The 23,524-nt window shown below is 44.3% G+C and carries 19 protein-coding genes; 10 read left to right on the top strand and 9 right to left on the bottom strand.

What is annotated here, in order from left to right; genetic code table 11:
* Window positions 1-23: 23 nt before the first annotated feature.
* The gene (locus DJ568_RS07340) at window positions 24-1,523 is read right to left on the bottom strand and encodes an RtcB family protein (RefSeq protein ID WP_114004607.1); all 1,500 of its coding nucleotides are present in this window, start codon (window positions 1,521-1,523) and stop codon (window positions 24-26) included.
* 252 nt (window positions 1,524-1,775) lie between these two features.
* On the opposite strand from DJ568_RS07340, the gene DJ568_RS07335 reads away from it, so the two are divergent.
* Window positions 1,776-2,819, top strand: a complete 1,044-nt coding sequence (locus DJ568_RS07335) for a helix-turn-helix transcriptional regulator (RefSeq protein ID WP_114004606.1) — start codon at window positions 1,776-1,778, stop codon at window positions 2,817-2,819.
* Window positions 2,820-2,909: 90 nt separating this feature from the next.
* Window positions 2,910-3,326 (top strand): hypothetical protein, encoded by a 417-nt coding sequence (locus DJ568_RS07330; RefSeq protein ID WP_147238721.1) that lies wholly within the window; start codon window positions 2,910-2,912, stop codon window positions 3,324-3,326.
* Window positions 3,327-3,450: 124 nt separating this feature from the next.
* On the opposite strand, the gene DJ568_RS07325 is transcribed toward DJ568_RS07330, so the two are convergent.
* Complete coding sequence (locus DJ568_RS07325; RefSeq protein ID WP_114004604.1) at window positions 3,451-4,017, bottom strand: dihydrofolate reductase family protein; 567 nt, start codon at window positions 4,015-4,017, stop codon at window positions 3,451-3,453.
* Window positions 4,018-4,450: 433 nt separating this feature from the next.
* On the opposite strand from DJ568_RS07325, the gene DJ568_RS07320 reads away from it, so the two are divergent.
* The 5 genes from DJ568_RS07320 (at window position 4,451) to DJ568_RS07295 (ending at window position 13,438) form a co-directional block, all read left to right on the top strand.
* Entirely contained in the window at window positions 4,451-9,205 is a 4,755-nt protein-coding gene (locus DJ568_RS07320) for a cadherin-like beta sandwich domain-containing protein (protein WP_114004603.1), read from the top strand.
* A gap of 768 nt (window positions 9,206-9,973) precedes the next feature.
* Window positions 9,974-11,281, top strand: a complete 1,308-nt coding sequence (locus tag DJ568_RS07310; RefSeq protein ID WP_114004601.1) for an ammonium transporter — start codon at window positions 9,974-9,976, stop codon at window positions 11,279-11,281.
* A 107-nt stretch (window positions 11,282-11,388) separates the two neighbouring features.
* A complete protein-coding gene (gene modA / locus DJ568_RS07305; RefSeq protein ID WP_233496643.1) occupies window positions 11,389-12,147 on the top strand; it encodes a molybdate ABC transporter substrate-binding protein in 759 nt (252 codons plus the stop codon).
* Window positions 12,147-12,818 (top strand): molybdate ABC transporter permease subunit, encoded by a 672-nt coding sequence (modB, locus tag DJ568_RS07300; RefSeq protein ID WP_114004599.1) that lies wholly within the window; start codon window positions 12,147-12,149, stop codon window positions 12,816-12,818. The genes modA and modB overlap by 1 nt, the downstream gene beginning before the upstream one ends.
* Window positions 12,815-13,438, top strand: coding sequence for an ATP-binding cassette domain-containing protein (locus DJ568_RS07295; RefSeq protein WP_114004598.1), 624 nt, complete (start codon window positions 12,815-12,817; stop codon window positions 13,436-13,438). The genes modB and DJ568_RS07295 overlap by 4 nt, the downstream gene beginning before the upstream one ends.
* Before the next feature lie 9 nt (window positions 13,439-13,447).
* On the opposite strand, the gene msrB is transcribed toward DJ568_RS07295, so the two are convergent.
* The 5 genes from msrB to DJ568_RS07270 all read right to left on the bottom strand — a co-directional run bounded on the left by msrB (window position 13,448) and on the right by DJ568_RS07270 (window position 18,694).
* Window positions 13,448-13,969, bottom strand: a complete 522-nt coding sequence (gene msrB, locus DJ568_RS07290; protein WP_114004597.1) for a peptide-methionine (R)-S-oxide reductase MsrB — start codon at window positions 13,967-13,969, stop codon at window positions 13,448-13,450.
* The gene (gene msrA / locus DJ568_RS07285) at window positions 13,966-14,589 is read right to left on the bottom strand and encodes a peptide-methionine (S)-S-oxide reductase MsrA (protein WP_114004596.1); all 624 of its coding nucleotides are present in this window, start codon (window positions 14,587-14,589) and stop codon (window positions 13,966-13,968) included. Before msrA ends, msrB begins: the two co-directional genes overlap by 4 nt.
* Before the next feature lie 348 nt (window positions 14,590-14,937).
* Window positions 14,938-16,446, bottom strand: coding sequence for a sialate O-acetylesterase (locus DJ568_RS07280; protein ID WP_114004595.1), 1,509 nt, complete (start codon window positions 16,444-16,446; stop codon window positions 14,938-14,940).
* Between the two features lie 5 nt (window positions 16,447-16,451).
* A complete protein-coding gene (locus tag DJ568_RS07275) occupies window positions 16,452-17,438 on the bottom strand; it encodes a glycoside hydrolase family 43 protein (protein WP_114004594.1) in 987 nt (328 codons plus the stop codon).
* Window positions 17,438-18,694 carry a DEAD/DEAH box helicase gene (locus DJ568_RS07270; RefSeq protein WP_199560913.1) on the bottom strand — a complete coding sequence of 419 codons (1,257 nt, stop codon included), beginning with the start codon at window positions 18,692-18,694 and terminating at the stop codon, window positions 17,438-17,440. Before DJ568_RS07270 ends, DJ568_RS07275 begins: the two co-directional genes overlap by 1 nt.
* 192 nt (window positions 18,695-18,886) lie before the next feature.
* Here DJ568_RS07270 and DJ568_RS07265 point away from each other — a divergent pair, with 192 nt between their 5' ends.
* From DJ568_RS07265 to DJ568_RS07255, 3 genes are read left to right on the top strand one after another with little or no spacing between them, the layout of a single operon-like run.
* On the top strand, window positions 18,887-19,591 hold the full coding sequence (locus DJ568_RS07265; protein ID WP_114004593.1) for a 3-keto-disaccharide hydrolase: 705 nt from the start codon (window positions 18,887-18,889) through the stop codon (window positions 19,589-19,591).
* A gap of 39 nt (window positions 19,592-19,630) precedes the next feature.
* Window positions 19,631-21,364, top strand: a complete 1,734-nt coding sequence (locus DJ568_RS07260; RefSeq protein ID WP_199560912.1) for a GMC oxidoreductase — start codon at window positions 19,631-19,633, stop codon at window positions 21,362-21,364.
* 12 nt (window positions 21,365-21,376) lie between these two features.
* Window positions 21,377-22,021 (top strand): gluconate 2-dehydrogenase subunit 3 family protein, encoded by a 645-nt coding sequence (locus DJ568_RS07255; RefSeq protein WP_114004592.1) that lies wholly within the window; start codon window positions 21,377-21,379, stop codon window positions 22,019-22,021.
* Here DJ568_RS07255 and DJ568_RS07250 read toward each other — a convergent pair.
* Window positions 22,018-22,695 carry a response regulator transcription factor gene (locus DJ568_RS07250; RefSeq protein WP_114004591.1) on the bottom strand — a complete coding sequence of 226 codons (678 nt, stop codon included), beginning with the start codon at window positions 22,693-22,695 and terminating at the stop codon, window positions 22,018-22,020. The two genes, DJ568_RS07255 and DJ568_RS07250, sit on opposite strands and share 4 nt — an antisense overlap.
* A gap of 99 nt (window positions 22,696-22,794) precedes the next feature.
* On the bottom strand, window positions 22,795-23,325 hold the full coding sequence (locus DJ568_RS07245) for an outer membrane beta-barrel protein (protein WP_114004590.1): 531 nt from the start codon (window positions 23,323-23,325) through the stop codon (window positions 22,795-22,797).
* Between the last annotated feature and the right edge of the window lie 199 nt (window positions 23,326-23,524).

The following is a 23,524-nucleotide window of genomic DNA, read 5'->3' as shown; positions in this document are numbered from 1 at the left end:
ATTAACTTCAAGACTCATAATCTTCAATCCTCAGGCCTCTCTCTCGGATCCGCCATTCTCACAATCCTTGGCTCAAACTTGGCCAATACTTCTACCAAATTTTCCTGTGCGGCCATTACAGCGTGTATGTTCTTATAGGCCATTGGCGCTTCGTCCATGTCGCTGCCCATTAATGTAATACGTTTGTCAACCAGGTTGGCAGCTATCAAGGCTTTATCCAGCGTTTTAAAGGCTGCGCTTCGGCTCATCAGGCGGCCGGCCCCGTGGCTGGCCGAGTTAATGCTGGCGGCGTTGCCTTTGCCGCGTACCACAAAACCGCTTGTGCTCATGCTGCCGGGTATAATACCTAGTACGCCTTCGCCAGCCGGGGTGGCACCTTTACGGTGCACCATTACTTCGGTTCCGTCGGCCAGTTGCTCTTTCCAGGCAAAGTTGTGGTGGTTCTCAATACGCATTATCGGGGCCAGGTTAAAGGCACGGGAAATTTTATTATGTATCTCGTGGTGGTTGGCGCTGGCGTATTCGCCAGCCAGGTTCATGGCAATCCAATATTCCTGCCCTTCGTCTTTATCAAGATCAAGCCAGGCCAGGTGTTTGGCTTCGGGCGGCAGCTTGGTTTTAGTCATGGCAATTTTGCTGTAATAGTCGGCTACGCTGCCGCCAAACCCGCGCGAGCCTGAGTGCGAAAGCAAAGCCAGGTAGTTACCTGCCGGTATTCCCGGCAATGCGCCGTCGGCAATGGTAAGCTCGCCCCACTCCACAAAGTGGTTGCCGGTACCGCTGGTACCCAGCTGCGCGTATGCTTTATCCTTTAAGGATCGTATTACCTTGGTTTCGCCCCAGGTTTTGCTATCGAACAGCGACGTGTCGAAATGCGTTTTGGTAGTACCGCCAATGCCAAAATTAGTATGGTTAACCAATAGCCCTTTCAGCATATCCATTTCATTATCTACCGTTTTGGCGGGCATATCAAAAATGCTCAGGCACATGCGGCAGGCAATATCCACGCCAACCGCAAACGGTATAATGGTATTGGCCGTGGTAGCCAGTACTCCGCCTATGGGCAAACCATAGCCCTGGTGCGCGTCGGGCATCAGGGCACCGGCCACCGCTACAGGCAGTTGCACGGCGGTACGCATTTGTGCCAGGGCGCCTACTTCAATATGCTCCATACCCCACACCGGGAACTCGGCTACCTCTTCCTTTAGTTTAAAATTGCTGCGCTCCTGCTTCACAAATTTCCCCTCTTTACGCAGTGCTATCACGTCTTCGGCCAGGTTTTTAAACTTCCCACCTTTTTTAAGTGCGTAAGGCATAGGGTCGTCTATCAGCGCTTCAAGATTGGCTAATATCTGGGCCTTGTCCATCACATTGTGTTTTAGCAAACCGTTGGCTACGCGGCTAAAGTTCACCAGTACATCTATATCATTAATACCCAATGCCTTTAATTCGTTGTTGCTTATTTTTTGCTTTTCGTTTGCCGGCTCAGTAACGTGCGATGCCGCTGTATTTTGTTTTCTCATAATTATCGAGTTGTAATTTAATAATTTAAATGTCTCCGGGCTAAAACCCCTCTCACCGGATTGAGAGAGGGGGCATGTTATGAACAGGTTTAGCCTTTCGACAGTACAAAGAGAAACATCAACTGCGCAGCGTATTTGCGTAGTAAAAAATATTTTAATAAAATTGTCTGAACCGGAATTTACGGAATAAAAAATCTTTATCCATCCAAATTCTGAGAATTCAAAAATCCTGTAAATCCAGATCCTGACACCATGCCCGTTAACCGCAACGCCCTTATCCGTTACCGCACTATTGACAGTTGTTTGCAGAATCGGTATAAAAAATGGACGCTTGATGACCTGATTGATGCCTGTGCTGAGGCTTTGTATGAATACCAGGGAATAGATACAGGTGTTAGCCGCCGCACCATACAGGCCGATATAGAAATGATGCGCAGCAACAAGTTGGGATACGAAGCACCAATTATTGTGGTAGACAAGAAATATTATACCTACGCCGATAAAAGTTACAGCATCACCAACATCCCGCTTAACCACCAGGATATGCAGGTGCTTACCGAGGTGGCAGACCTGTTGAAACAGTTTAAGGGCTTTAATCATTTTGCCGACCTGAACGAAATGGTAAGCAAGCTGGAGGACAAAATATATACGCAGAAAACGCATAGTAACCCGGTAATTGATTTTGAAAAAAATGACAGTTTGAAGGGGCTAGAGTATATAGAGGTGATACGTAAAGCTATAGTAGCCAAAAGAACAATTTGTATTACATACCAGTCGTTTAAAGCCAGGGACGCCAGTTCTTTTTGCTTTAGTCCGTACTTGTTAAAGGAGTACCGCAACCGCTGGTTTGTATTGGGCATTTCGCACCAACGGCATAAGCCGCTGCTTAACCTGGCGCTTGACAGGATACAATCCATCACCGGGCATGAGGATGAGTACATAGAAAATACCAATATTGATTTATCTGCATATTATAACAATGTGATTGGCGTAACCAAGTCGCCCAACCAGCGCGATTGCGAGGTGGTGTTTTGGGTTGATAAAGCCAACGCGCCTTATGTGATTACCAAACCCCTGCATCACACTCAAAAACTGTTGAGCGCGGATGAGACGGGTAAAATATTCAGTATCCGCGTAATCCTCAACTTTGAGCTTGAACGGGAACTGCTGGGCTTTGGCGCTAAATTAAAGATACTTGGCCCGCGGGCATTGGTAAGCCGGGTAAAGGAACAGCTGAACAAAACGCTTGAGCTTTACAATCCGGCAACGTTTGGGCCACCTGTTGACTTACCTTGATGATATAACTAACTTATATGGCAATTTGCCCTTATGTGGCCGTTGGCCATTTTTTTTATCTTTGCGCAAATAATTATAACTCACTTTAACATGACAAAATTTACTTTAACCTTTGCGGCGTTATGCGTTATGACCGCCGGATTACTTTCATCTTGCTCTAAAGACAACGATGATCCGGAACCGGTGGAGCCAACTATTTGTAACATAAAAGCCTATAATTTTTTAACACCTTTGGCAAGCGCCAATGGCTCAGTAGTGTATGAGGTTAAAGTTACAGGCGAGGCTACTGTAAGTAAAATAACTTACTATACCGCGGGCATGAAAAAAAATACTTTAACCAATATTACATTGCCTTTTAAAGACAGCGTAGCCGTTAATAAAAATGACAGCGTAGCGCTGTTTGTTGAGGGTAAAGCCGTTAATGGTAAAATAACCGCGACCTACCGGCTTAAAACAGCATCAAGCACTACAAACATAATGGATGAGTGTACCGGTACAAGGGACTAAACAAAACATTTAATTCAGGTATTCCGGTCGGTGATAAAACTCTAGCAGCCGGGTTCTATTTAAAACGCCTCTTTAATTTAAAGGGGCGTTTTGTTTTAGTATGGTTAAGCCTTACTGATCTACTTTATTTTTTTACTGCATAGTTTATCTGCGTAATGCCGTTATCATAAGTTTTAACGGACATGCTTTCGAGGGTTATTTGTCCCGATTCGCCAAAAAGGCGGAGGCCTTTACCCAATATAACAGGGACAACGCCTATGCTTATCTCATCTACAAGACCCGCGTCAAGTAATGGGCGGAATAATGATAGGCTGCCCCATAATATGAGGTCCTTACCGTTCTGCTGTTTTAATTTTTTTACCGCTTCTACGGCATCTCCTTTATGCAGCGTTGCGTTATTCCATTTGCCCCATTCAACGCTATCAAGCGAATTTGAAAAAACTATTTTGTTTGTAGCATTAAGCGGTTCGGACACTATTTCATTTTCAGATTTTTCTGTAGGCCAAAATTCCACAAACATACGATAGGTGTTGGCTCCCATCAGTATGGTATCTATAGCATCAAGTTTGGTTACAATATCCTTATCCGAGCGTACATGGTCTTCTGATGGCCCGAAAAAGTCTGTCGAGCCTTTTTCATCTGCCGCGTACCCGTCGGCCGACAACCATTCCTGTACTATTAGCTTTCTCATTGTTAAGTATTTTGATGAAACATATTAATTAACATAAGCTCAGGCAGCAAGTTTTCGATGTTGTCACGAATATATTTAATATTTTATTTTATTATTTTATAAAATAGCTATATTTTCGACTCTGTTTTAATTAGTTTACGCAAAAAATATTTTAGATATAGCTATTATAAACGTATTATAAGGCTCAAAATTTAAAAGCCGGTTAACTCATATTTGCCATCTCGCGGCAAATGATCCTGCCCGGGTTACGACCCTTTTTATGTGTTTTTGTGATATGTAAAAGTTTCACTTTATATATCATAACATATCTACCGCTATAAGACAGGTGAATACCACTATCAAGTGATGCCTTTCTATTTATCTTATTTATTATCCCTGCTTGCTTTTTGCAACCAGGTTTAAATATTATTACTAAGAATCTTAAATCATATATATGGAATCAACTTTACAAAATAGTGTTACAACAAATAATAAGCGGATTAATGGTTTTATAGGCAAAATCATAAACTGGCTGTTAGTAATAGTTGGGTTTGTTGCGGTATTGCCAGTGAACGCATCGGTTATCAGCACCGCCGAACTCACAGCTAATGGTGAGCCGTCCCGGGTTGAGAGTTATTCCCTTATACCTGGGCCCAATATTATTAGTATTGTCAGAACCTCAGCCGAAGAAAGCACCGCTACTGAAGTGAGTTTCCTGGTAACCTTTAGCGGGCCCGCATCTGGTTTAACAGCATCAAATTTCCAGATATATAACACAAATACGTTACAGGGTACTATTACTTCGGTAACAGGTACCGATGGCGATGCATCCGCTACGTGGACCGTAACGGTAAGCAATATCACAGGTAATGGTGAGCTTAGCATGATTATGAGGGACGCTGCAAATACCAACGTATCTGCAAATGGCTTGCCGTATATGGACAGCGAAACTTACAGTTTTCCGCTTCCGCCCGAGGTAACTACAGGTGGTGTGCTATCAGCTTTAAATACGGTGCAAGGCACTGCTTCTTCTGCTACAAGTTTTACGGTGTCGGGTTCGTCGCTTAAGAGCTCTATAGTGATAAGGCCGCCTGCAAACTTTGAGGTAAGGCAACTTCCGGCCAATTATGCGAGTTTTACCACTGTTTCAACAGGCGGCGAAAAAACAATCTATATTCGCTTAAAAGCATCAGCACCGGTTGGCACCCATTCGGGTGACATTGTAATAACCAGCACCGACGTTGACACCATTAAGTTAGCCATGCCGGCAAGTACAGTAACGGCACCACAGGTTGCTATTAGCAGCATTACCCGTGTTGATGCCGAAGTGACACATGCTGATGAAGTTCGGTTTACAGTAACTTTTTCCGGCAGCGTAACAGGTGTATCTGCAAGTAATTTTAATTTGCAGCGCATCGGATCAGCTACAGGTACAATATCTTCAGTAAGTGGCTCAGGCAGCACATATACGGTAACCGTAAACTCAATCACCGGCGATGGCATATTGACCCTGCAGCTGGTTAACAGCACAAATATAAGCCATACGATATCTACCACCCTGCCCTTTGCCGGGCAGTCTTATATTATTGACAACACAATACCAGCTATTACTTTCAGCTCGCCGTCTGTAGTGCGTACCAAAGCCGGTCCGGTAGAGTATGCTGTTACTTATTCAGAGCAAAGCACAATTAATTGGAACGCGCTTCACCTATACAATAACAGGTCTGTCACCGGTACAGCGGCGGTGGGTTCTCTCAGCGTAAATGCTCAAGGAACAAAGATAACCTTATCATCTTTTACCGGTAACGGTACTTTTACATTCAGGCTGCCGGCCGGTGTAATAACTGATGCTGCGGGCAACCAATCAGCCGCTACCGAATTAGCACCGATTGTAATAATTGATAATAGCGGCCCCGCCATAACTAACATAGTATATGCTACTACTAACAGCGACCCAACAAAGGCTATTCCCGGAGACGTAGTAACCATGAACTTTACCCTTGATGAAGATTTGCTTGAAAATCCGGTTTTTACCATTGCCGGGGTAAGTGGTCATAATATTACCCGGCCTGATTGCATATCATACACCGTGAGCCGCACCATATCGGCAAGCGACCCGTTAGGCCCTATAACGTTTTCGGCTGCATTGAAAGACCTTTTTGGTAATATTTCTAATATAAACGAAACATCAACCGTCAGTATATCAGAGCCGTCGGTTGACATATCCGCCTTTACCGCAACGATAGTTAGCCCCACAAACGCAGAGAACTTGGAGTATATACTGGAGTTACCTGAAGAAATAACCGGCCTAACGGCAGCTAACTTCCAACTGGTAACTACAGGTACAATCGCCGATGCCAACATAGGCACGCCCGTTGCAAACTTAAATAGCTGGAGTATCCCTGTTAATACGGGCACCGGTGAGGGTAACATTACTTTAAAGCTGGCGAACGCCACAGGTTTAAGCAAGCCAATTAGTAATCTGCCTTATAGTGGTCCTGTGTTAACTATTGATAAAGTTGGTCCGGTTATCAGCAATGTAACCTTTACCACCAGCAATACCGATGCGGGCCAGGCAGTTGAAGGGGATACTGTAACACTCTCCTTCACCAGTAAGGAGGAGCTTTTTCCTTTAGAGGGCTATACGGACTTATATATGATAATAGGTAATAGTTGGGAGCTTTTAGAAAACACCGGCGGCTTTAACTACCGTGCTGTACGGGTTTTAGACTCAAGCGATCCAACGGGCGATATAAATGCAAGGTTCCAGCTTAAAGATGCCGCGGGGAATATCACTGAATTCAGCGAAACGTCAACTATTAATTACCATAAACGATCGGACGATAATACGTTAAGTAATTTAACCATCGGTCATGGAAGCGGCATTACTCCGCCATTCGGATCAGTACCGATCACTCAATATCAATCATTTGGGCTTACCGGCGGCACAGTATTAGTTACGCCTACCGCAAATTCAGCTTATGCGAGTATTACGGTAAACGGTACAACAGCAGTGTCAGGCAATGGCGTGGAGGTAACGCTTGCAAATGGCAGCAATACTATAACTATAGTAGTAACTGCTGAAAACGGAGCTTCAAAAACGTACACCATTTTGGCGAATGTGATGGGCGACCCTAACGCCACATTAAGCGTTTTATCGCTTGAAAATAATATACCGTTACGGGAAGCAACCGGTTCAGACTTTAAAAATTACACTGCTACAGTGAATAGAGGTACTACGAGGATATTGGCTACGGGCACTCATCCCGGGGCTAGTATAAAAATCAACGGCGAATCGGTTGTTTCTGGCGAATTCTCTCCGCAGATAGCATTAAATATGGGCGTTAACACTGTTAATATTGAGGTTACCTCAAACGATGCTACCGTTACAAATGTATATAGTATAATTATTACGCGCGGGCTGTCTGATAATGCCCTGTTATCACAGCTTGAACTGGAGGGCGGCATCCCAATAAAGAAAGTAGGTGGCCCTAACTACCGCGATTATACGGCGACAGCTGTTACTGAGAGCATCCGTCTAACAGCATCAACGCAGGACAGTTCAGCCACGTTGCGCATTAACGGCGAAGAAGCAATATCAGGAGAGCAAACGCAGGCGATAGCGTTAGCGTATGGCGCCAACACCATAAATGTAGAAGTAACAGCGGCAGACGGGGCAACGACCAATACCTACAGCATAGTAGTAACCCGCAAACTTCCGGGCAATACCGAGCTGTCTCAGCTGGAACTTAACCAGGGGATCGCCAAGACAAAAACAAGCGGCCCGCACTACCGCAATTACAAGGCGGTTACCACGGCAGCGACAGTTAGCGTGGTAGCCACAGCGAAAGACTCACTGGCCACAGTCAGGATCGGCCGGCAGCAGTTAGCCGGTGGAGAATATTCACAGCCCATAGCGCTAGAGATGGGTACGAACACCATTAATGTAGCAGTAACGGCGCAGGACGGCACAACAAGCATCTACAGTATAGCAGTAACGCGCAAAGCGTCAGACAACGCCGAGCTGTCGCAGCTGGACCTTGACCAGGGGATAACCAAAACAAAAGCCAGGGGGATCAACTACCGCGACTATACGGCCACCACGGCATTAAGCCAGGTGAGGATAATTGCTACAGCCAAAGACAGCACGGCGACGATAAAAGTAAACGGCGAAACTTTAATATCAGGCAACTATAGCCAGCCGGTAGCATTAACCATGGGAGCCAACGCGATCAATGTAACAGTAACGGCAGAAAATGGCGTAACCACCAACACGTACAGCATAGTAGTTACACGCAAGCTATCCAGCAATGCGCTGTTATCGCAGCTGACACTTGACCAGGGGATAACGCTCAAGAAGACCAAAGGCACTAACTACCGCGACTATACAGCCACCGCCTATAGCGGCAGCGTAAGTGTAACCGCGTCGAGCCAGGACCCTTCAGCGACAATAAAAGTAAACGGCACAGCCCTCAGTTCAGGCAGCGCTACCCCGCCAATCGCATTAAATGCAGGCATCAATACGATCAACGTAGAAGTAACCGCGCAGGACGGCACTACCACCAACACATACAGTATAGCGGTAACCCAAAAAGCATCAGACAACGCCTTGCTGAGCAGCCTGGTACTGGACCCTGCGGTAAGCAGGAAGACCGTATCCGGCATCAACTACCGCGACTACACGGCTACAGTACAGGCAGACCAGGATACGATCAATGTATTGGCCACAGCGCATGACCCTCAGGCAGAGATAAAGATCAATGGTACGGCGGTAGAACATGGCGCAGCTTACAGGGCCTCGTTACAGCCGGGCGGGAACACGATAGCCGTAGCGGTAACAGCAGCAGACGGCGTGACCACCAAAACCTATAGCATAGTACTAACACGGCCATCAACAAACGCAGGCCGCATGCAGGCAGCGGTACCGGAGATAACGGTAAGCGCCGCGTTAACACCGAACGGTGACGGCATCAATGATATACTGATGATAAGCGGGATAGAAAGCTACCCGGATAACACGCTGCAGATTATGAATAGCAAGGGCACACAGGTGATCAGCATCTACGGCTATGATAACCAGGGGCGTATATTTAACGGCCGGAACCAGCATGGTGCACAGCTACCTGAGGGCACATACTTTTATATGCTGCAATATACCATCGGTGTTGACACCAAAACTAAATCGGGTTATATTATCTTGAAATATTAACAGCCTTTTGCAAACATTGTAAAGCCTGCGGATCGCGTCCGCAGGCTTTTTTATTTGAAAAAAATCGATGTATTTCCAGTTTTTTTGAAAATGTTGACATTTCACCGCGCTTTTTTAATTCAAAGGAGTGATTTATAGAAAAATTAGCCTGCTTTTTACTTAATCAGAACGGAACAATTGGCATTTTTAGATTTATAAGGAATATGTAATCAGAATAGTGTCCTAGGAAAGTTCTTTATTTAAAATATATCTAGTATTAGCTGCAATTAGTGCCTTTAAACTGCTTTTATTTTTAAATAATTTTAAAAAACAGTTGATATTATTAAAAATTTCATGATATTGCATAAAATTTTGCGATGAATATCAATAACAAAGGCATTTTATATCGATCGGCGCTTATTTTTTCCATAGCGTTCGCTTGGGTGTTAAATATCATTGGTTTTGTTAGCTCAAAAACTGAGTTATTTTCCGCAAAGAGAACATTGCGAGCGGTGAGAAGTGAAAAAAGTAGCAAACAACAGATTGATATCCAAATTTTTAAAGATGTATGTATCGATAAATTGAATTTTTGCAGATCTGAGGCTATAAATTTATATAACACCGTCTTGAATAAAAGAGCAGATCGGTGTATTAACCATCTTACAAAAAATGATTTAATAAGCGTAATAAATAAACAGATGCTTTTTCCGCACCATGGGTTTTGGTGAAATGAGCGCTACTAATTGAAACTATTAAACAAACGAATTACCCTAACTAAAAACTATAAACATGAAAAAAATCGTACCTTTTGGCCTCCTGGTCATTGTTGTAATCCTTGCCCTGCTATACCCGGGCAATAGTGCAGCTCCTGCACCTGAAACATCCCCTCTAAACGCAGCTGACACTGCCTGGCTGTTAATATCAACTGCACTTGTATTGTTAATGACACCTGGCCTCGCCTTCTTTTACGGTGGTATGGTTAGAAAAAAGAACGTCATATCAACCATGTTGCAAAGCTTTGTATGTATGGGCCTTATCACTATTATATGGGTAGTGTTTGGTTTTGGCCTTGCATTTGGCGAAGATGTTAACGGGTGGGGTATCATTGGTAATCCATCATCATTCTTTATGATGCAAAACACCCTGGGTGTTGCATGGGGAACCATCCCGGTAATACTGTTCGCTATGTTTCAGTTAAAGTTCGCGGTTATTACCCCTGCATTGATCACCGGGGCATTTGCAGAACGTATCCGCTTCAACTCTTACCTTATATTTATTACCTTATTCATCATCATCATTTACACGCCGCTTGCCCACGCAACCTGGCATTCAGAAGGTTTATTCTTTAAATGGGGAATACTTGACTTTGCCGGTGGTACCGTGGTTCACATGTCGGCAGGCTGGGCCGCTTTGGCTTCTGCGCTATATCTGAAAAAGCGTAACACTGTTGAAGAAGCACATGCTCCGGCACGCATTAGCTATGTAATATTAGGTACAGGCTTATTATGGTTCGGCTGGTTCGGCTTCAACGCAGGTTCTGCATTAGGTGCAGGCGAGTTAGCCGCAACCGCTTTAGGTACCACAACTACCGCTTCAGCTGCTGCAGCTATTGCATGGATATTCTTTGATATTTTAAGAGGTAAAAAACCATCTGCACTTGGCGCTTGTATTGGTGCTGTTGTAGGCCTGGTAGCTATCACTCCTGCTGCAGGTTTTGTAACCATCTCCAGCTCATTAATAATCGGTGTAGTTGCAGCTGTGGTGAGTAACCTGGTTGTTATCTGGAGAACTAACAAAACCAATATTGACGATACACTTGACGTATTCCCTTGCCATGGTGTTGGCGGTATGGTTGGTATGTTGTTAACAGGTGTATTCGCAACTAAAAGTGTTAACGGCCTGGGTGCCGAAGGTTTAATATACGGCGACTCTACTTTGTTTGTTAAACACCTTGTGGCATTAGTTGGCGTTTCGGCCTTCGCATTCTTCGGCGCATTTTTACTGTTAAAAATAACCGACATTATCAGCCCGCTTCGTGTAACTCCTGAAGAAGAACTGGTTGGTTTGGACGTTAGCCAGCACGACGAAGAATTATAAAAAGCATAAATATTAACTGACCTTATATTTATTGTTATAGCCATACCCGTAAGGGTATGGCTTTTTGCTTTATATCATTTATATATTTGCAGTTATACCGGTTGGCCGTGAACTGCAAAAATCTTTCTATAGTATTTTTATTTTTTTTCCATTTAGGGAACATCCCGGCATTTGCACAAAACTTACGCATAGCGGCTGCTGCCAACCTGCAAGCATTGATGCTGGCGCTAAAGGCTGATTTTAAGAAGCACACGGGTATAACCGCCGAAATAATCACAGGCTCATCGGGCAAATTGGTAGCGCAGATAAGCAACGGCGCGCCATATGATGTTTTTCTTTCTGCTGATATGCAGTATCCTGAAACGTTACATGCAAGGGGATTTACAACTGGTAAGCCGGTTGTATACGCCATGGGAACGCTTATCATTTGCACTTCAAAGAAGCAGATGCTCGACAAATGGCAACAAATACTTTCAAATCCAGAAACTAAAAAGATAGCTATCGCCAATCCCGCGACAGCTCCATACGGCAAAGCGGCCGGGCAAGTGCTTAACAAAATTGCTGCTTTTGCCGCCGTTAAGAGCAAAGTGGTATACGGCGAAAGCGTTGCACAGGTGAATACCTATTTAACCACAGGGGTTGCAGATATAGGGTTTACCGCCAAATCAGTTATATACGATACCGGAAATACCAATACATTATCCTGGCAGGAAATAAATCCGCAAACTTACCAGCCTATAAAGCAAGGTATCGTTATTTTAAAACATGGAGCAGGTAACCCGGCAGCCAAAAAATTTTACCATTACCTTTTAGGGCATTCTGCAAAGCATATATTTAAAAACTACGGTTATAAACCTGCATCTTAATGGATTTGTCTCCCATATGGCTCACCTTGAAACTGGCAGCAATAACCACCTTGCTTTTACTGGCAATTGGTTTACCGCTGGCCTGGTGGTTGTCGCGCGGACGTTCCGGTATCAAACTGGTTACCGAGGCGCTTATTACCATGCCACTTGTGCTTCCCCCATCTGTGCTGGGTTTTTATCTGCTGCTGGCATTTAGTCCGCAGAATGGTTTGGGTAAGTGGTTGCTACATACGTTTGATGTGCAACTGGTCTTTTCGTTCCCGGGGTTAGTGCTGGCTTCCATTGTCTATAGTCTGCCGTTTATGATAGGCCCTGTAAAATCAGCACTGCAGCAGTTGCCTGTTTCGCTGGCCCAGGCATCGTATACATTAGGCAAAACCGAGTGGCAAACTTTTACATGTGTGTTGCTGCCTAATATCAAACCATCCTTATTAACAGCAATTGTGCTCACCTTTGCACACACGCTGGGAGAATTTGGCGTAGTGCTGATGATAGGCGGAAGTATTCCGGGGGTTACGCGTGTAGCATCAATAGCCGTTTACGATGCAGTGGAACAAATGGATTATTCATCCGCTAATAACTATTCGCTGCTGTTATTTGCTATTACCTTTTTTATGGTGATGGCCGTTTTTATATTTAATAAGTACCACGCAAAAAGTCCTTTGGAATGATAACCGTAAGCATTGAAAAAAAGCTAAGAACCTATGGCGGAGGGCAGGCGCTGAAATTAGCAGCCGAATTTCTTACAGGAAGCGTTACCAAAATATACGGCCCTTCAGGTGCAGGTAAAACCACCCTTTTAAAAATGCTTGCCGGTTTGGTAAGACCGGAAAAAGGTAAAATAGTTTTTAACGGCGAAACCTGGCTGGATACTGAGAGAAATATTGATATGCCTCCGCAAAAACGGAAAATCGGGTTTGTATTTCAGGATTATGCTCTGTTTCCTAACATGACAGTACGTGAGCATCTGCAATACGCTACGCATGATGATGCCTGGATACAACGGTTATTAGCGGTAAGCAATATGACAACCTTTACAAGCCATAAACCCGCATACCTGTCCGGTGGTCAACAGCAAAGGCTGGCTATTTTAAGGGCTCTTGCTACCAAACCTCAATTAATGTTAATGGATGAGCCCTTTTCAGCGCTGGATACGCAAATCAAGATCGTTCTTATCAGTGAATTACAGCATATCTTCAATGAACTGGCCACTACCGTGTTGATAGTAAGCCATAATTTGTCTGAATTAGAGAGCTTCGACGGCAACGTATTATACGTTGGTAATCAGTAGCAGCCTCGCCTAATTTATCCCTGTACCATCCGGCTCAAAATCCATAACAATTGAGTTCATACAAAAACGTTTGTGAGTTGGCGGCGGGCCATCATTAAACAGGTGGCCTAAGTGGGAATCACAGCGTGCGCAGATCACTTCAGTACGTTTCATGCCATGCGAATTATCAGGCTTATAAATCACGCTGTTTTTACGTACCGGCTCAAAAAAACTTGGCCAGCCACATTCACTGGCAAATTTAGCGTCAGACCGGAACAGCTTATTGCCACAAACGGCGCAATAATACGTTCCCTTCGCATTACTTTTCCAAAAGCGGTTTTTAAACCTTTCTTCTGTAGCCTGTTCACGGGCTACGGCGTATACAGCGGGGGGTAATATCTTTTTCCACTCGGCATTAGTTACTGTAAGGTGCCTGGTATCGGTGTTTGAATAATAAGGATTTGTTTTGCGCGTTTTGGCTGAGTTTACTGATTGACCTGATACCGTAGTAAAAACAACTAACAAAGCGGCGAGTGTCCAGATTTGCTTCATTTCTTTATTTTGTCTTTAAATACCTTTTTAAACTTTTCCAGCTCCGGCTGTATAACATATTTGCAATACGGTTCATTTCCGTTTAGTGCAAAATAGTTTTGGTGATAATTTTCGGCTTTGTAAAATACACTGAAAGGTGCTACCTGGGTAACTATCTTGTTTTTGTATGCCTTAGCGGTATTTAGTTTAGCTATATAATACAGCGCTTTTTGTTTCTGCGCAGCATTATGGAAAAAAATTGCGGAACGGTATTGAGTTCCAACATCATTGCCTTGCCGGTTAAGCTGGGTAGGATCATGTGCTACAAAAAAAGCTTCAAGTAACTCATCGTACGAAATAATGGCCGGATCGTATGTAATATGGCAGGCTTCTGCATGGCCGGTGTTTCCACTGCTAACCTGTTCGTAGGTTGGCTTTACCGTTTTGCCGCCTGTGTAGCCAGAAACAACGGTTTTCACGCCTTTCAATTGTTTAAATTTGGCTTCGGTACACCAAAAGCAACCTGTAGCAAAGGTGGCGGTATCAAGTCCTTTCTGTTTAAAAGGCACGTTTATGTTGGCAAATGCGAGTACTCCGCTTACCAATAGAACGGTTATGGTATAAATTATTTTCTTTGTCATTTTAATATATACGAAGCCGCCGATAGCAAATGTATTGGTTTTGTGTAATATGATGATGAACTGACAAAATCAAACAGGCTTTGGTATTTAGCGATATAAATCAATTATTTGCATAATTTGATTTAATCGATTTAGCTGAAATAAGCTACATTTGTAATAATGTGGGGTGGAAATCAGCTTATTGTAATAAGTGATTACAAAAGCATTATTGCCCTAGTTTGCCGGCGGGCTTCAACAAACCGTTTATTACTTCCGGCAAGGATCGATAACTTCGGCTTTTTTTCAATAAAAAGTATAGTTTAATTTAATTGGTTACCCGTTAGGCGCGAGGCCTGACGGGTTATTTTTTTACCAGTTATCGGTACGAAATTGCTCGACAGGAAGTCCTTCGTTATTTGTAAGGTTGGTTACCGCGGCATTGGTAAAGGCGTAACGTATAGCTTGTACCGACCCTATCGTGTTGGGTAAGGTTAACACTATGGCATTATTTTTTATTACGGCATTTACATTTATAAATATACGGTTACTGCCAGCTACGTAAAAATGCTGATTAAGCGGATGGCCGCCGATGGTGGTTAGTCCGTTGGCATTATCAAATTGTATTGTTATGCTGTTGCCTGTTTGCACATGGCTTTTGTAGCGGGGGCAAATTGGGTTAACAGGTTTTGAATAATCATTTTTGAGCGCGAACAAAGCCAAACGTTCACCTATTGGTTTTTTACCGGGCGGATGAAGCAGGAATATGCTCCCTACATCCATGGAGATAGCCATGTCGGTATTATCGACAAGTTGTAATATTTCTTTTTGACCTTCCCTGAATAATGCATAATCAAAGAGCGTTAAATCGCCTCCGCCCGGCAGCGTATGTTGGTTTTTTGAAAAAGGCGCGAGCTGAACGAAATAAAACGGAGCAGCCGGGTTGTTAAATTTAGACCGCCATCCTTTTATTAAACCTGCATTAAGTTTGGCATAACCGGCTGGCGAGTCGCTCCAATTGCTTTCTCCCTGGTACCATATAAAGCCCTTTACGCTTAAATTGGTAAAAGGATTAATCATGCCATTGTATAGTTGAGAGTCGCCGGTGCCATCACCATACATCCCGCTTATTGTTGCGTCAGTAAAAACCTCTTTGTTTGCCCACTGCTCACACTTAGTGCCGCCAACCGCAGCTACAATAATTCCTATGGGCACATTAATCTCTGTGTGTATTTTGCGGGCGAAATAATAGGCCACCGCACTTGTTACAGCTGTAGTAGCTGGGGTACATGCATTCCAAACCGCTGCGCGGCTAAGTGTGTCAGCAGGCAACCACTGGTAGTTTTCCTTAATAGTTGTAGCGCGTATCAGCGGATAATTGGCAGCTGCTATTTCGCTTTCATAATTAGTAACGCCGGCAAAGGAGCCGCCGTTAGGGGCCAAAGGCATTACCATGTTTGATTGTCCTGCGCATAACCATACATCCCCGATAAGTATATTGTTAAATGTTATTGGTTTAATCTCATTCGCTGTAACAGTGATAGTTTGTGGTAAACTTTTGGCAGTTGATGGTGGGATAATTGCTTTCCATTTACCGCCGGCATCTGCTGTAGCGTTAAACTTTTGTGTATGCCAGCTAACGCTGATGTTTACTATCAGGCCGGGTTTCGAGCTCCCCCATATCGCTAAAGGTTGATCGCGCTGTATCACCATATTGCTTTGCAATATGTTTGATATGCTAAACGAGGTTTCTTCAGGAGTTACAACAACCGGGCTTGGTTTGGGATGGGTGTTTTTGCTGCAACCCTGTACCGCAAAGAGCGCTAAAAACAAAAAGTTACAGATACAAGCTTTCACGTATAGCTTTACTAATACCGGCATAAACTTTATTTTAATACTCTGGGCTTAACGCCTTCGTTGGTGATTTTAACGGGTTGAATATAACCGTCGGCATCAAACTGCATTTTATCAATACAAGTTGCACGATGATTTCCATTTGTTTCGGTTAGCGGCCGCCGATGGTATATAATGTACCACTCATCAGTACCGGGTATTTGTATCACCGAGTGATGACCCGCGCCGGTAGCTATGGCGGCATCTTGTTTTAATATCGTGTTAATGCGTTTAAACTGTCCGGTCGGCGAGTTGCCAATAGCGTAAGCAACCCGGTAATCAGGTCCGGTCCAGCCCCCTTCAGACCACATAAAATAATATTTGCCGTTACGTTTAAACATTACGGGCCCTTCCACATAGCCTTCGGGGGTAATTCGCCTGAATGTCTCACCGTTTTCAAATGGAATAAACCCTGTAAATGTATCATTAAGTTGTGCAATATTGCACTGGCCCCAGCCACCGTAAATGATGTAATATTTACCGTTATCGTTAAAAATAAATTGATCAATGGGTTGGGCTTTGTTATGTATTTTATCTATCAGCGGCTTACCCAGATAGTCTTTGAACGGGCCCGCCGGGTTGTCTGCGACAGCAATACCTATGCCGCCGTATTCATTGTCGTTCTGGATGTCGTTAGCGCCAAAGAAGAGAAAATATTTACCGTCCTTTTTGATAATGGCAGGTGCCCATAAGGCCCGCTTAACCCACTTTACGGATGATGTATCTACTATCCGGCTATGCTTTTTCCAATGTACCAGGTCGGTGGAAGAAAACGCATCCAAATGAACCTGTTTTTCATATGTGTCAGAATAAGTTGGATATATCCAGTAGGTCTTGTCAAAAATAACCGCCTCAGGGTCTGCGTACCAGCCGTCAAGTATTGGATTGCCGCTGGTAGATTTTTTATTTTGAGCCAGGGCGGATTCTGCTGCGCACCAGAAGAATACGTACACGGATAAAACGCCTACTAAGATTTTCATCAGGATTTAGGAGGGTTATTAGCTGAATTATTCGGCCGGTTACCAGGCTTACGCTTTTTGTTGTTATTAAATCTTCTTTTGTTGCGTTGGTTTGCATCGCCTGAGCCAACCGGTTTAAAAACAGGCGCCTCGCCAACCTCTTCGGGCAGGGGTTTTCTATCTATTTGCCTGTCTATTAAATCTTCAATGCTTTTAAAACGGCGCTGGTCGCGCTCGTTCACCAGTGTTATTGCGGTGCCTGTAGTTGCCGCACGTGCTGTGCGTCCAATGCGGTGAATATAATCTTCAGGGTCAGGAGGCACGTCATAATTTAGTACAAGGTCAATGCCTTCTACGTCTATACCGCGCGAGAGGGCATCAGTACCAATAATAATTTGCAGACTCTTGTTTTTAAAGTTACGCAGTATCTCTTCACGCTCGTTTTGCTCTAAATCAGAGTGAAACGCACTGATGTTGAATCTTGCCGATTTAAGTTCGCGGAATACTGACTTTACTTTTTCTTTTGTGGATGAAAATATAATGATGCTGGTGTAATTGCCGTTTTTTAACAGGTGCTTTACCAGCGGTGTTTTTTGCTGGTCTGCTACAAGATATATTTGCTGATCAATGCCCACTGCCGGCTGCGAAATAGCGATGTTAATTTGCTGGGGATTATGCATCACCGTTTTGGCCATATTACGTATGCGCGGCGGCATGGTGGCCGAAAATAATAGCGTCTGCCTTTTTTTCGGCAGATGGCTGATAATCCGCATTATGTCGTCGTAAAAGCCCATATCCAGCATACGGTCAGCTTCATCTAAAATAAGGTGCTTAATGTGGTTAAACTTCAGCACGCCCGATGTGATATGCGCGAGGAGCCTGCCGGGTGTGGCTATTATGATGTTCACATTATTTTGAATACCCCGGCGCTGCTGTTCATATACTATGCCATCGCCACCGCCAAATACTGCTAATGAACTAATGCCGGTAAAGTATGCCAATCCTTCAACCTGCTGATCAATTTGCTGCGCCAGTTCACGCGTGGGAGTTAATATAAGTACGGTGGTTTGGTGTGTATGTTCTTTGGCTATTTCATCAAGCACAGGCAACAAAAAAGCGCCTGTTTTGCCGGTGCCGGTCTGGGCGCAGGCTATAAGGTCGTCGCCGCCCATAATTACCGGGATGGCCATTTCCTGTATAGGAGTGGGTTTGGTGTAACCCATGCTTAACACGCCTTCTAACAGTTGCTCGTCGAAATTAAAATCCTTAAATGTCACTATATCTGATCTGTATATACGATGGAATGCTGCAAGATAGGAAAAAAAACACACAAGCGTCTAAGCTGTGTCCTGTTGGGCGTGCGTATCTACTTTTTTACACATGTACCTGCCATTAATATATCATCTATTTAAAAAAGCAATATATTTACCGTTACCTAAGTTTAGCTTAAGTATCATTTAATACATATTATGAAAAAAATACTATCGGGCGTTATTGCCTTAACTCTTACTTGTCAAATGCTCTCGGCACAAACCCCCAACACATTAACTGCTAAAGAAAAAAAGGAGGGATGGGTGTTACTTTTTGACGGCAAAACCACGCAAGGCTGGCACACCTACAACAAGGCGGAACTTGGTAACGGTTGGACGGCTGCTAACGGCGAACTGCAGTTTAACCCAGCCGCGACAGGCAGGGGTGACATTACCACTGATAAGGAATACGAAAACTATGAACTGGCGCTGGATTGGAAGATTGAAGAGGGTGGTAACAGCGGTATAATATTTGGTGTTAACGAAGATCCAAAGTACCAATGGTCTTTTTTAACAGGGGTTGAAATGCAGGTGCTTGACAACGAAAAGGCAGGTGACAATAAGATAGATACACACGTTGCCGGCTCTTTATATGACTTAATTGCTGCGCCACGTACCGCGGCTAAACCAGCTAACCAATGGAATACGGCCGTGATTAGAAAAAAAGATGGAAAACTTACATTTTGGCTTAATGGGATACAAACTGCTGATGTGCAAATGTGGGGCGATGAATGGAAAACGTTAGTTACCAACAGCAAGTTTAAAGAAATGCCCGCATATGGCACTTACAAAAAAGGACATATTTGCCTGCAAGATCATGGCAATATTGTGGCGTTCCGGAATATCAAAATAAAACAGTTATAACGGCTCGCCCTGTTGTAGCCGGGATTAAACAGAAACGCTGTGAATGATTTTCAAATTAAAAAATCCACCCTTGTATATGATGCGGTGATAGTGGGTTCGGGCGCCGGGGGTGGCATGGCTGGCTATGTGCTTGCTAATGCAGGTTTAAAAGTGCTTATGCTTGAGGCCGGGCCTTTTTATGACCCGGTTAAAAATTCTGATCAGTTAAAGTTTTCCTGGCAATCACCCCGGCGTAATGCGGGCACTACCCGGCCTTTTGGTGATTTTGACGCCGCCTTTGGGGGATGGCAATTAGAGGGCGAACCGTATACTAATAAGCCTGGTACCGATTTTCAATGGTTTCGCTCGCGTATGCTGGGTGGTCGCACCAACCACTGGGGGCGAATATCACTGCGCATGGGTCCCCTTGATTTTAAACCTAAGGACGGCCTGACCGAACCGTGGCCGTTTACATATGACGAAATTAAGCCCTTTTATGATAAGGTTGACCGGCTTATAGGGATTTTCGGAACTGTGGAAAATATTGAGAATGAACCCGATGGCATTTTTTTAAAACCACCTAAACCCCGCCTAACCGATATCTTTATAAAAAAAGGCGCAGCAAAAGCCGGTGTGCCTGTTATACCTAACCGCGGATCGGTACTTACCGAGCCGCTCCCCGGCAATAAAGACCGCGGGGCTTGTTTCTTTTGCGGCCAATGTAATCGTAGCTGTAAAGTTTATGCCGACTTTTCATCCTCGTCTTGCCTTGTTATCCCGGCGCTGAAAACCGGTAACCTGCAGGTGATATCAAACGCTATGGTACGCGAAGTAATTACTGATAGTAATGGCCTTGCAACCGGCGTATCATACGTTAATAAAGATGATATGCTTGAGTACCAGGTAAATGCTAAAACGGTGATTTTGGGTGCAAGCGCCTGCGAGTCTGCCCGTATATTGCTCAATTCAAAGTCGGCTGCGCATCCCGGGGGCCTGGCTAATGGCAGCGGTGTGATAGGTAAATATCTGCATGATTCAACCGGGTCAAGCGTATCAGGTTTCTTGCCGCAATTGATGGACCGGAAAAGATTTAACGAGGATGGGGTAGGGAGTGTACACATTTACTCGCCATGGTGGCTTAATCATAAAAAGCTTGATTTTCCGCGGGGATATCACATTGAATATAACGGTGGCTTTAAAATGCCGGGCTACGGTTTTGGGGCCGGCATGCATAATATGAACGGGCTGGTGCCGGGCAGGGATGGTAAAATGAAAGAAGCCGGCGGTTACGGCGCATCGCTGAAGGATGATTACAGGCGCTTTTTCGGCACACAACTATGGATGGCAGGGCGCGGCACCGCTATCGCACGTGAAGACAACTATTGTGAGATAGACCCTGATGTAGTAGATAAATACGGTATACCCGTACTTCGGTTTAACTATAAATGGGCTCCCGAAGAGTACAAGCAGGCGCGGCACATGCAGGAAACTTTTAAAGAGATAATGCATAATATGGGCGCTTTAGGCGTAACCTACAAAGGTGCCGATACAGGCTACGGGCTTGAAGCGCCCGGCAAAATTATACACGAGGTTGGTACGGTGCGCATGGGTGATAATCCTAAAAAGTCGGCGTTGAACAGGTGGTGCCAGGCGCACGAGTGTAAAAATTTGTTTGTTGTTGATGCAGCGCCCTTTGTGCAGCAAGGGGATAAAAACGCTACATGGACCATACTTGCGCTATCCATGCGTACTTCGGAATATATTTTGGAACAACGGAAAAAACTAAATGTTTAAACTCGATTTGCTATGAACAGGCGCGACTCACTTAAGGCTATAGGTTTAGGCACCCTTTCTACCGGGCTTCTGCTGGGAGGCTGCAAGCCTAAAGAAAAAAAGCAGACGGTAAAAGCACCACCGCAGGAAATACCTGCGGCTGCAGATCCCGGCAGGCAATCGTGGGAGGAAGAGCGTGACAAAGCCCTGCAGGGTGAACGTTTTTTTACCCCTGCTGAAATGGCAACCATTACTGTATTAGTTGATATTATTATACCCAAAGATGACGTATCAGGAAGCGCTACGGATGCTAAGGTGCCGGAGTTTATTGAATTTATAGTAAAGGATATCACCGAACATCAATTGCCTATACGCGGGGGATTACGCTGGCTGGATATGCAATGCCTTACCCGGTACAACGCTGTATTTACCGCATGTACGCAAAAGCAGCAGCTGGAAATGATAGACCGTATTGCCTATCCGCGTACAGCTAAGCCGGATATGCAGCAAGGCGTATCATTTTTTAATCGTATGCGTGATTTAACCGCTACAGGATTTTTTACTTCGGAAATGGGTATGTTAGCCGATTTGCGCTATGCAGGTAACACACCTAACCAATGGACGGGAGTACCTGCGGATGTTTTAAAACAGTACGGGCTGGAAGATGTGAAGATTTAACTAAACCACTTTTTACGAATAGCTATCTTAATAGCCGATGCTTTATTTGAAACATGGAGCTTATCGTAAATATTGGCAATGTGTTTGCGCACAGTGTGCGGACTTATGAATAAACGCTCACCTATCTCCTGGTAATTCAATCCGTCTACAATACGGTTTAATATCTCCATCTCGCGCGACGAAAGAACGTAATCATCTCTTTCTGGTTCATAAGGCCCGTCGGTAGCCGTGGCAGGTGAGTTTTTAAGAAGGCCTAAAGCTTTACGCGCTATACGCGGCGACATGGGTACCCCTCCCTCGTGCACAATCTCGGCGATAGCCTTTACAATGTTTGATACTTTTTCGTCTTTTAAAAGGTATCCGGTAGCTCCGGCCTTTATAGCCTCAAAAAGCTTGTCGTCGTCATCAAATACTGTAAGCATTAAAAACTGCACGTCGGGATAAACATCTTTAGCTATAGTAACCGCCTCAATGCCATCCATTTCAGGCATCTCAACATCCATCAGTACCACCTGCGGACGTTCATCGGCTGTAAGCGCTTTCATCTTTTGCAAAAATTCCTCCCCGTTGCCGGCCTGGAAAATCACGTTTAATTCGTTGTAATAAGCTAACTGGTCGTTAAGTGCATGGCGCAGCAAACGCTTGTCGTCAACAATGGCTACCCTTATGCTCATTTTTTTTAATTGTGTTAGGTAAAGCAGTCTATAAATGTAACTATTCTTTTAATAGGTCAGGCCATCCGGGTAGGATTAACCTGACCTGTTTATACCCTTTTAGAAGTTGAAGCCTAAGCGCAGGCCTAAAAACCCGGCGCCGCTATACCCTTCGTAACGCAGGCTGGCATCAAAGCCGCCAAATTGCGCCCCCACACCAGGTGCGTAGGTGAATTCAGAACCCGACACGGAAGTAGTACCACCGGCCCCGTTGGGCACATATGTTTTTATAAAAGACATACCGGCTTCGCCAATTCCGTAGAAGTTATCGCTAAAAAAGTACTTATAGCCGGCTTTTACCGGGATATTGATCTGCGCTTTAAGATCTACGTTTTGCCCGCCGATAGAAAGATCTTTTGGTATAAATGCTATGGCACCTGACGTTAAGGTAACTGCGCTATTATCTGTAACGCCAAAGGCAGCACGTACCGTAGCACCAGCACCTACCGAGTAAGCATTTTTTAATCCGCCTACGGGCAAAGCACCTTCAAGGCCGATACCTATTGTAAATTTTTTAACATCCTGCGCATAAGCATTTGATGACAGTAAGGCCGCAAGCGATACAATAGCCAGGGTAAAGATTTTTTTCATTGTTTTAAGGATTTAATTGTTGATTAAGTTTATGTTATTTAACAACGCTAAGCAACAACTTAAAGGCCCTTTAGGCAATACCACATATGTAGTATTTTATATAATACTATATAATATGCAGGTAAATAGGCCTAAAACGGCTGTAAAATACCCTTTGGACGGTATTTATTTAATATAGGGTTTTAACCAACTTTATAGC

Source organism: Mucilaginibacter hurinus (assembly GCF_003324525.1).
Taxonomy (GTDB): domain Bacteria; phylum Bacteroidota; class Bacteroidia; order Sphingobacteriales; family Sphingobacteriaceae; genus Mucilaginibacter; species Mucilaginibacter hurinus.
This window is presented reverse-complemented; position numbering and strand designations above follow the sequence as displayed.

What these genes read in the sequence shown, in the direction of transcription:
- DJ568_RS07340 (WP_114004607.1), bottom strand. Translation starts at nt 1,523, where the DNA reads ATGAGAAAACAAAATACAGCGGCATCGCACGTTACTGAGCCGGCAAAC.
- DJ568_RS07335 (WP_114004606.1), top strand. Translation starts at nt 1,776, where the DNA reads ATGCCCGTTAACCGCAACGCCCTTATCCGTTACCGCACTATTGACAGT.
- DJ568_RS07330 (WP_147238721.1), top strand. Translation starts at nt 2,910, where the DNA reads ATGACAAAATTTACTTTAACCTTTGCGGCGTTATGCGTTATGACCGCC.
- DJ568_RS07325 (WP_114004604.1), bottom strand. Translation starts at nt 4,017, where the DNA reads ATGAGAAAGCTAATAGTACAGGAATGGTTGTCGGCCGACGGGTACGCG.
- DJ568_RS07320 (WP_114004603.1), top strand. Translation starts at nt 4,451, where the DNA reads ATGGAATCAACTTTACAAAATAGTGTTACAACAAATAATAAGCGGATT.
- DJ568_RS07310 (WP_114004601.1), top strand. Translation starts at nt 9,974, where the DNA reads ATGAAAAAAATCGTACCTTTTGGCCTCCTGGTCATTGTTGTAATCCTT.
- modB (WP_114004599.1), top strand. Translation starts at nt 12,147, where the DNA reads ATGGATTTGTCTCCCATATGGCTCACCTTGAAACTGGCAGCAATAACC.
- DJ568_RS07295 (WP_114004598.1), top strand. Translation starts at nt 12,815, where the DNA reads ATGATAACCGTAAGCATTGAAAAAAAGCTAAGAACCTATGGCGGAGGG.
- msrB (WP_114004597.1), bottom strand. Translation starts at nt 13,969, where the DNA reads ATGAAGCAAATCTGGACACTCGCCGCTTTGTTAGTTGTTTTTACTACG.
- msrA (WP_114004596.1), bottom strand. Translation starts at nt 14,589, where the DNA reads ATGACAAAGAAAATAATTTATACCATAACCGTTCTATTGGTAAGCGGA.
- DJ568_RS07280 (WP_114004595.1), bottom strand. Translation starts at nt 16,446, where the DNA reads ATGCCGGTATTAGTAAAGCTATACGTGAAAGCTTGTATCTGTAACTTT.
- DJ568_RS07275 (WP_114004594.1), bottom strand. Translation starts at nt 17,438, where the DNA reads ATGAAAATCTTAGTAGGCGTTTTATCCGTGTACGTATTCTTCTGGTGC.
- DJ568_RS07265 (WP_114004593.1), top strand. Translation starts at nt 18,887, where the DNA reads ATGAAAAAAATACTATCGGGCGTTATTGCCTTAACTCTTACTTGTCAA.
- DJ568_RS07255 (WP_114004592.1), top strand. Translation starts at nt 21,377, where the DNA reads ATGAACAGGCGCGACTCACTTAAGGCTATAGGTTTAGGCACCCTTTCT.
- DJ568_RS07250 (WP_114004591.1), bottom strand. Translation starts at nt 22,695, where the DNA reads ATGAGCATAAGGGTAGCCATTGTTGACGACAAGCGTTTGCTGCGCCAT.
- DJ568_RS07245 (WP_114004590.1), bottom strand. Translation starts at nt 23,325, where the DNA reads ATGAAAAAAATCTTTACCCTGGCTATTGTATCGCTTGCGGCCTTACTG.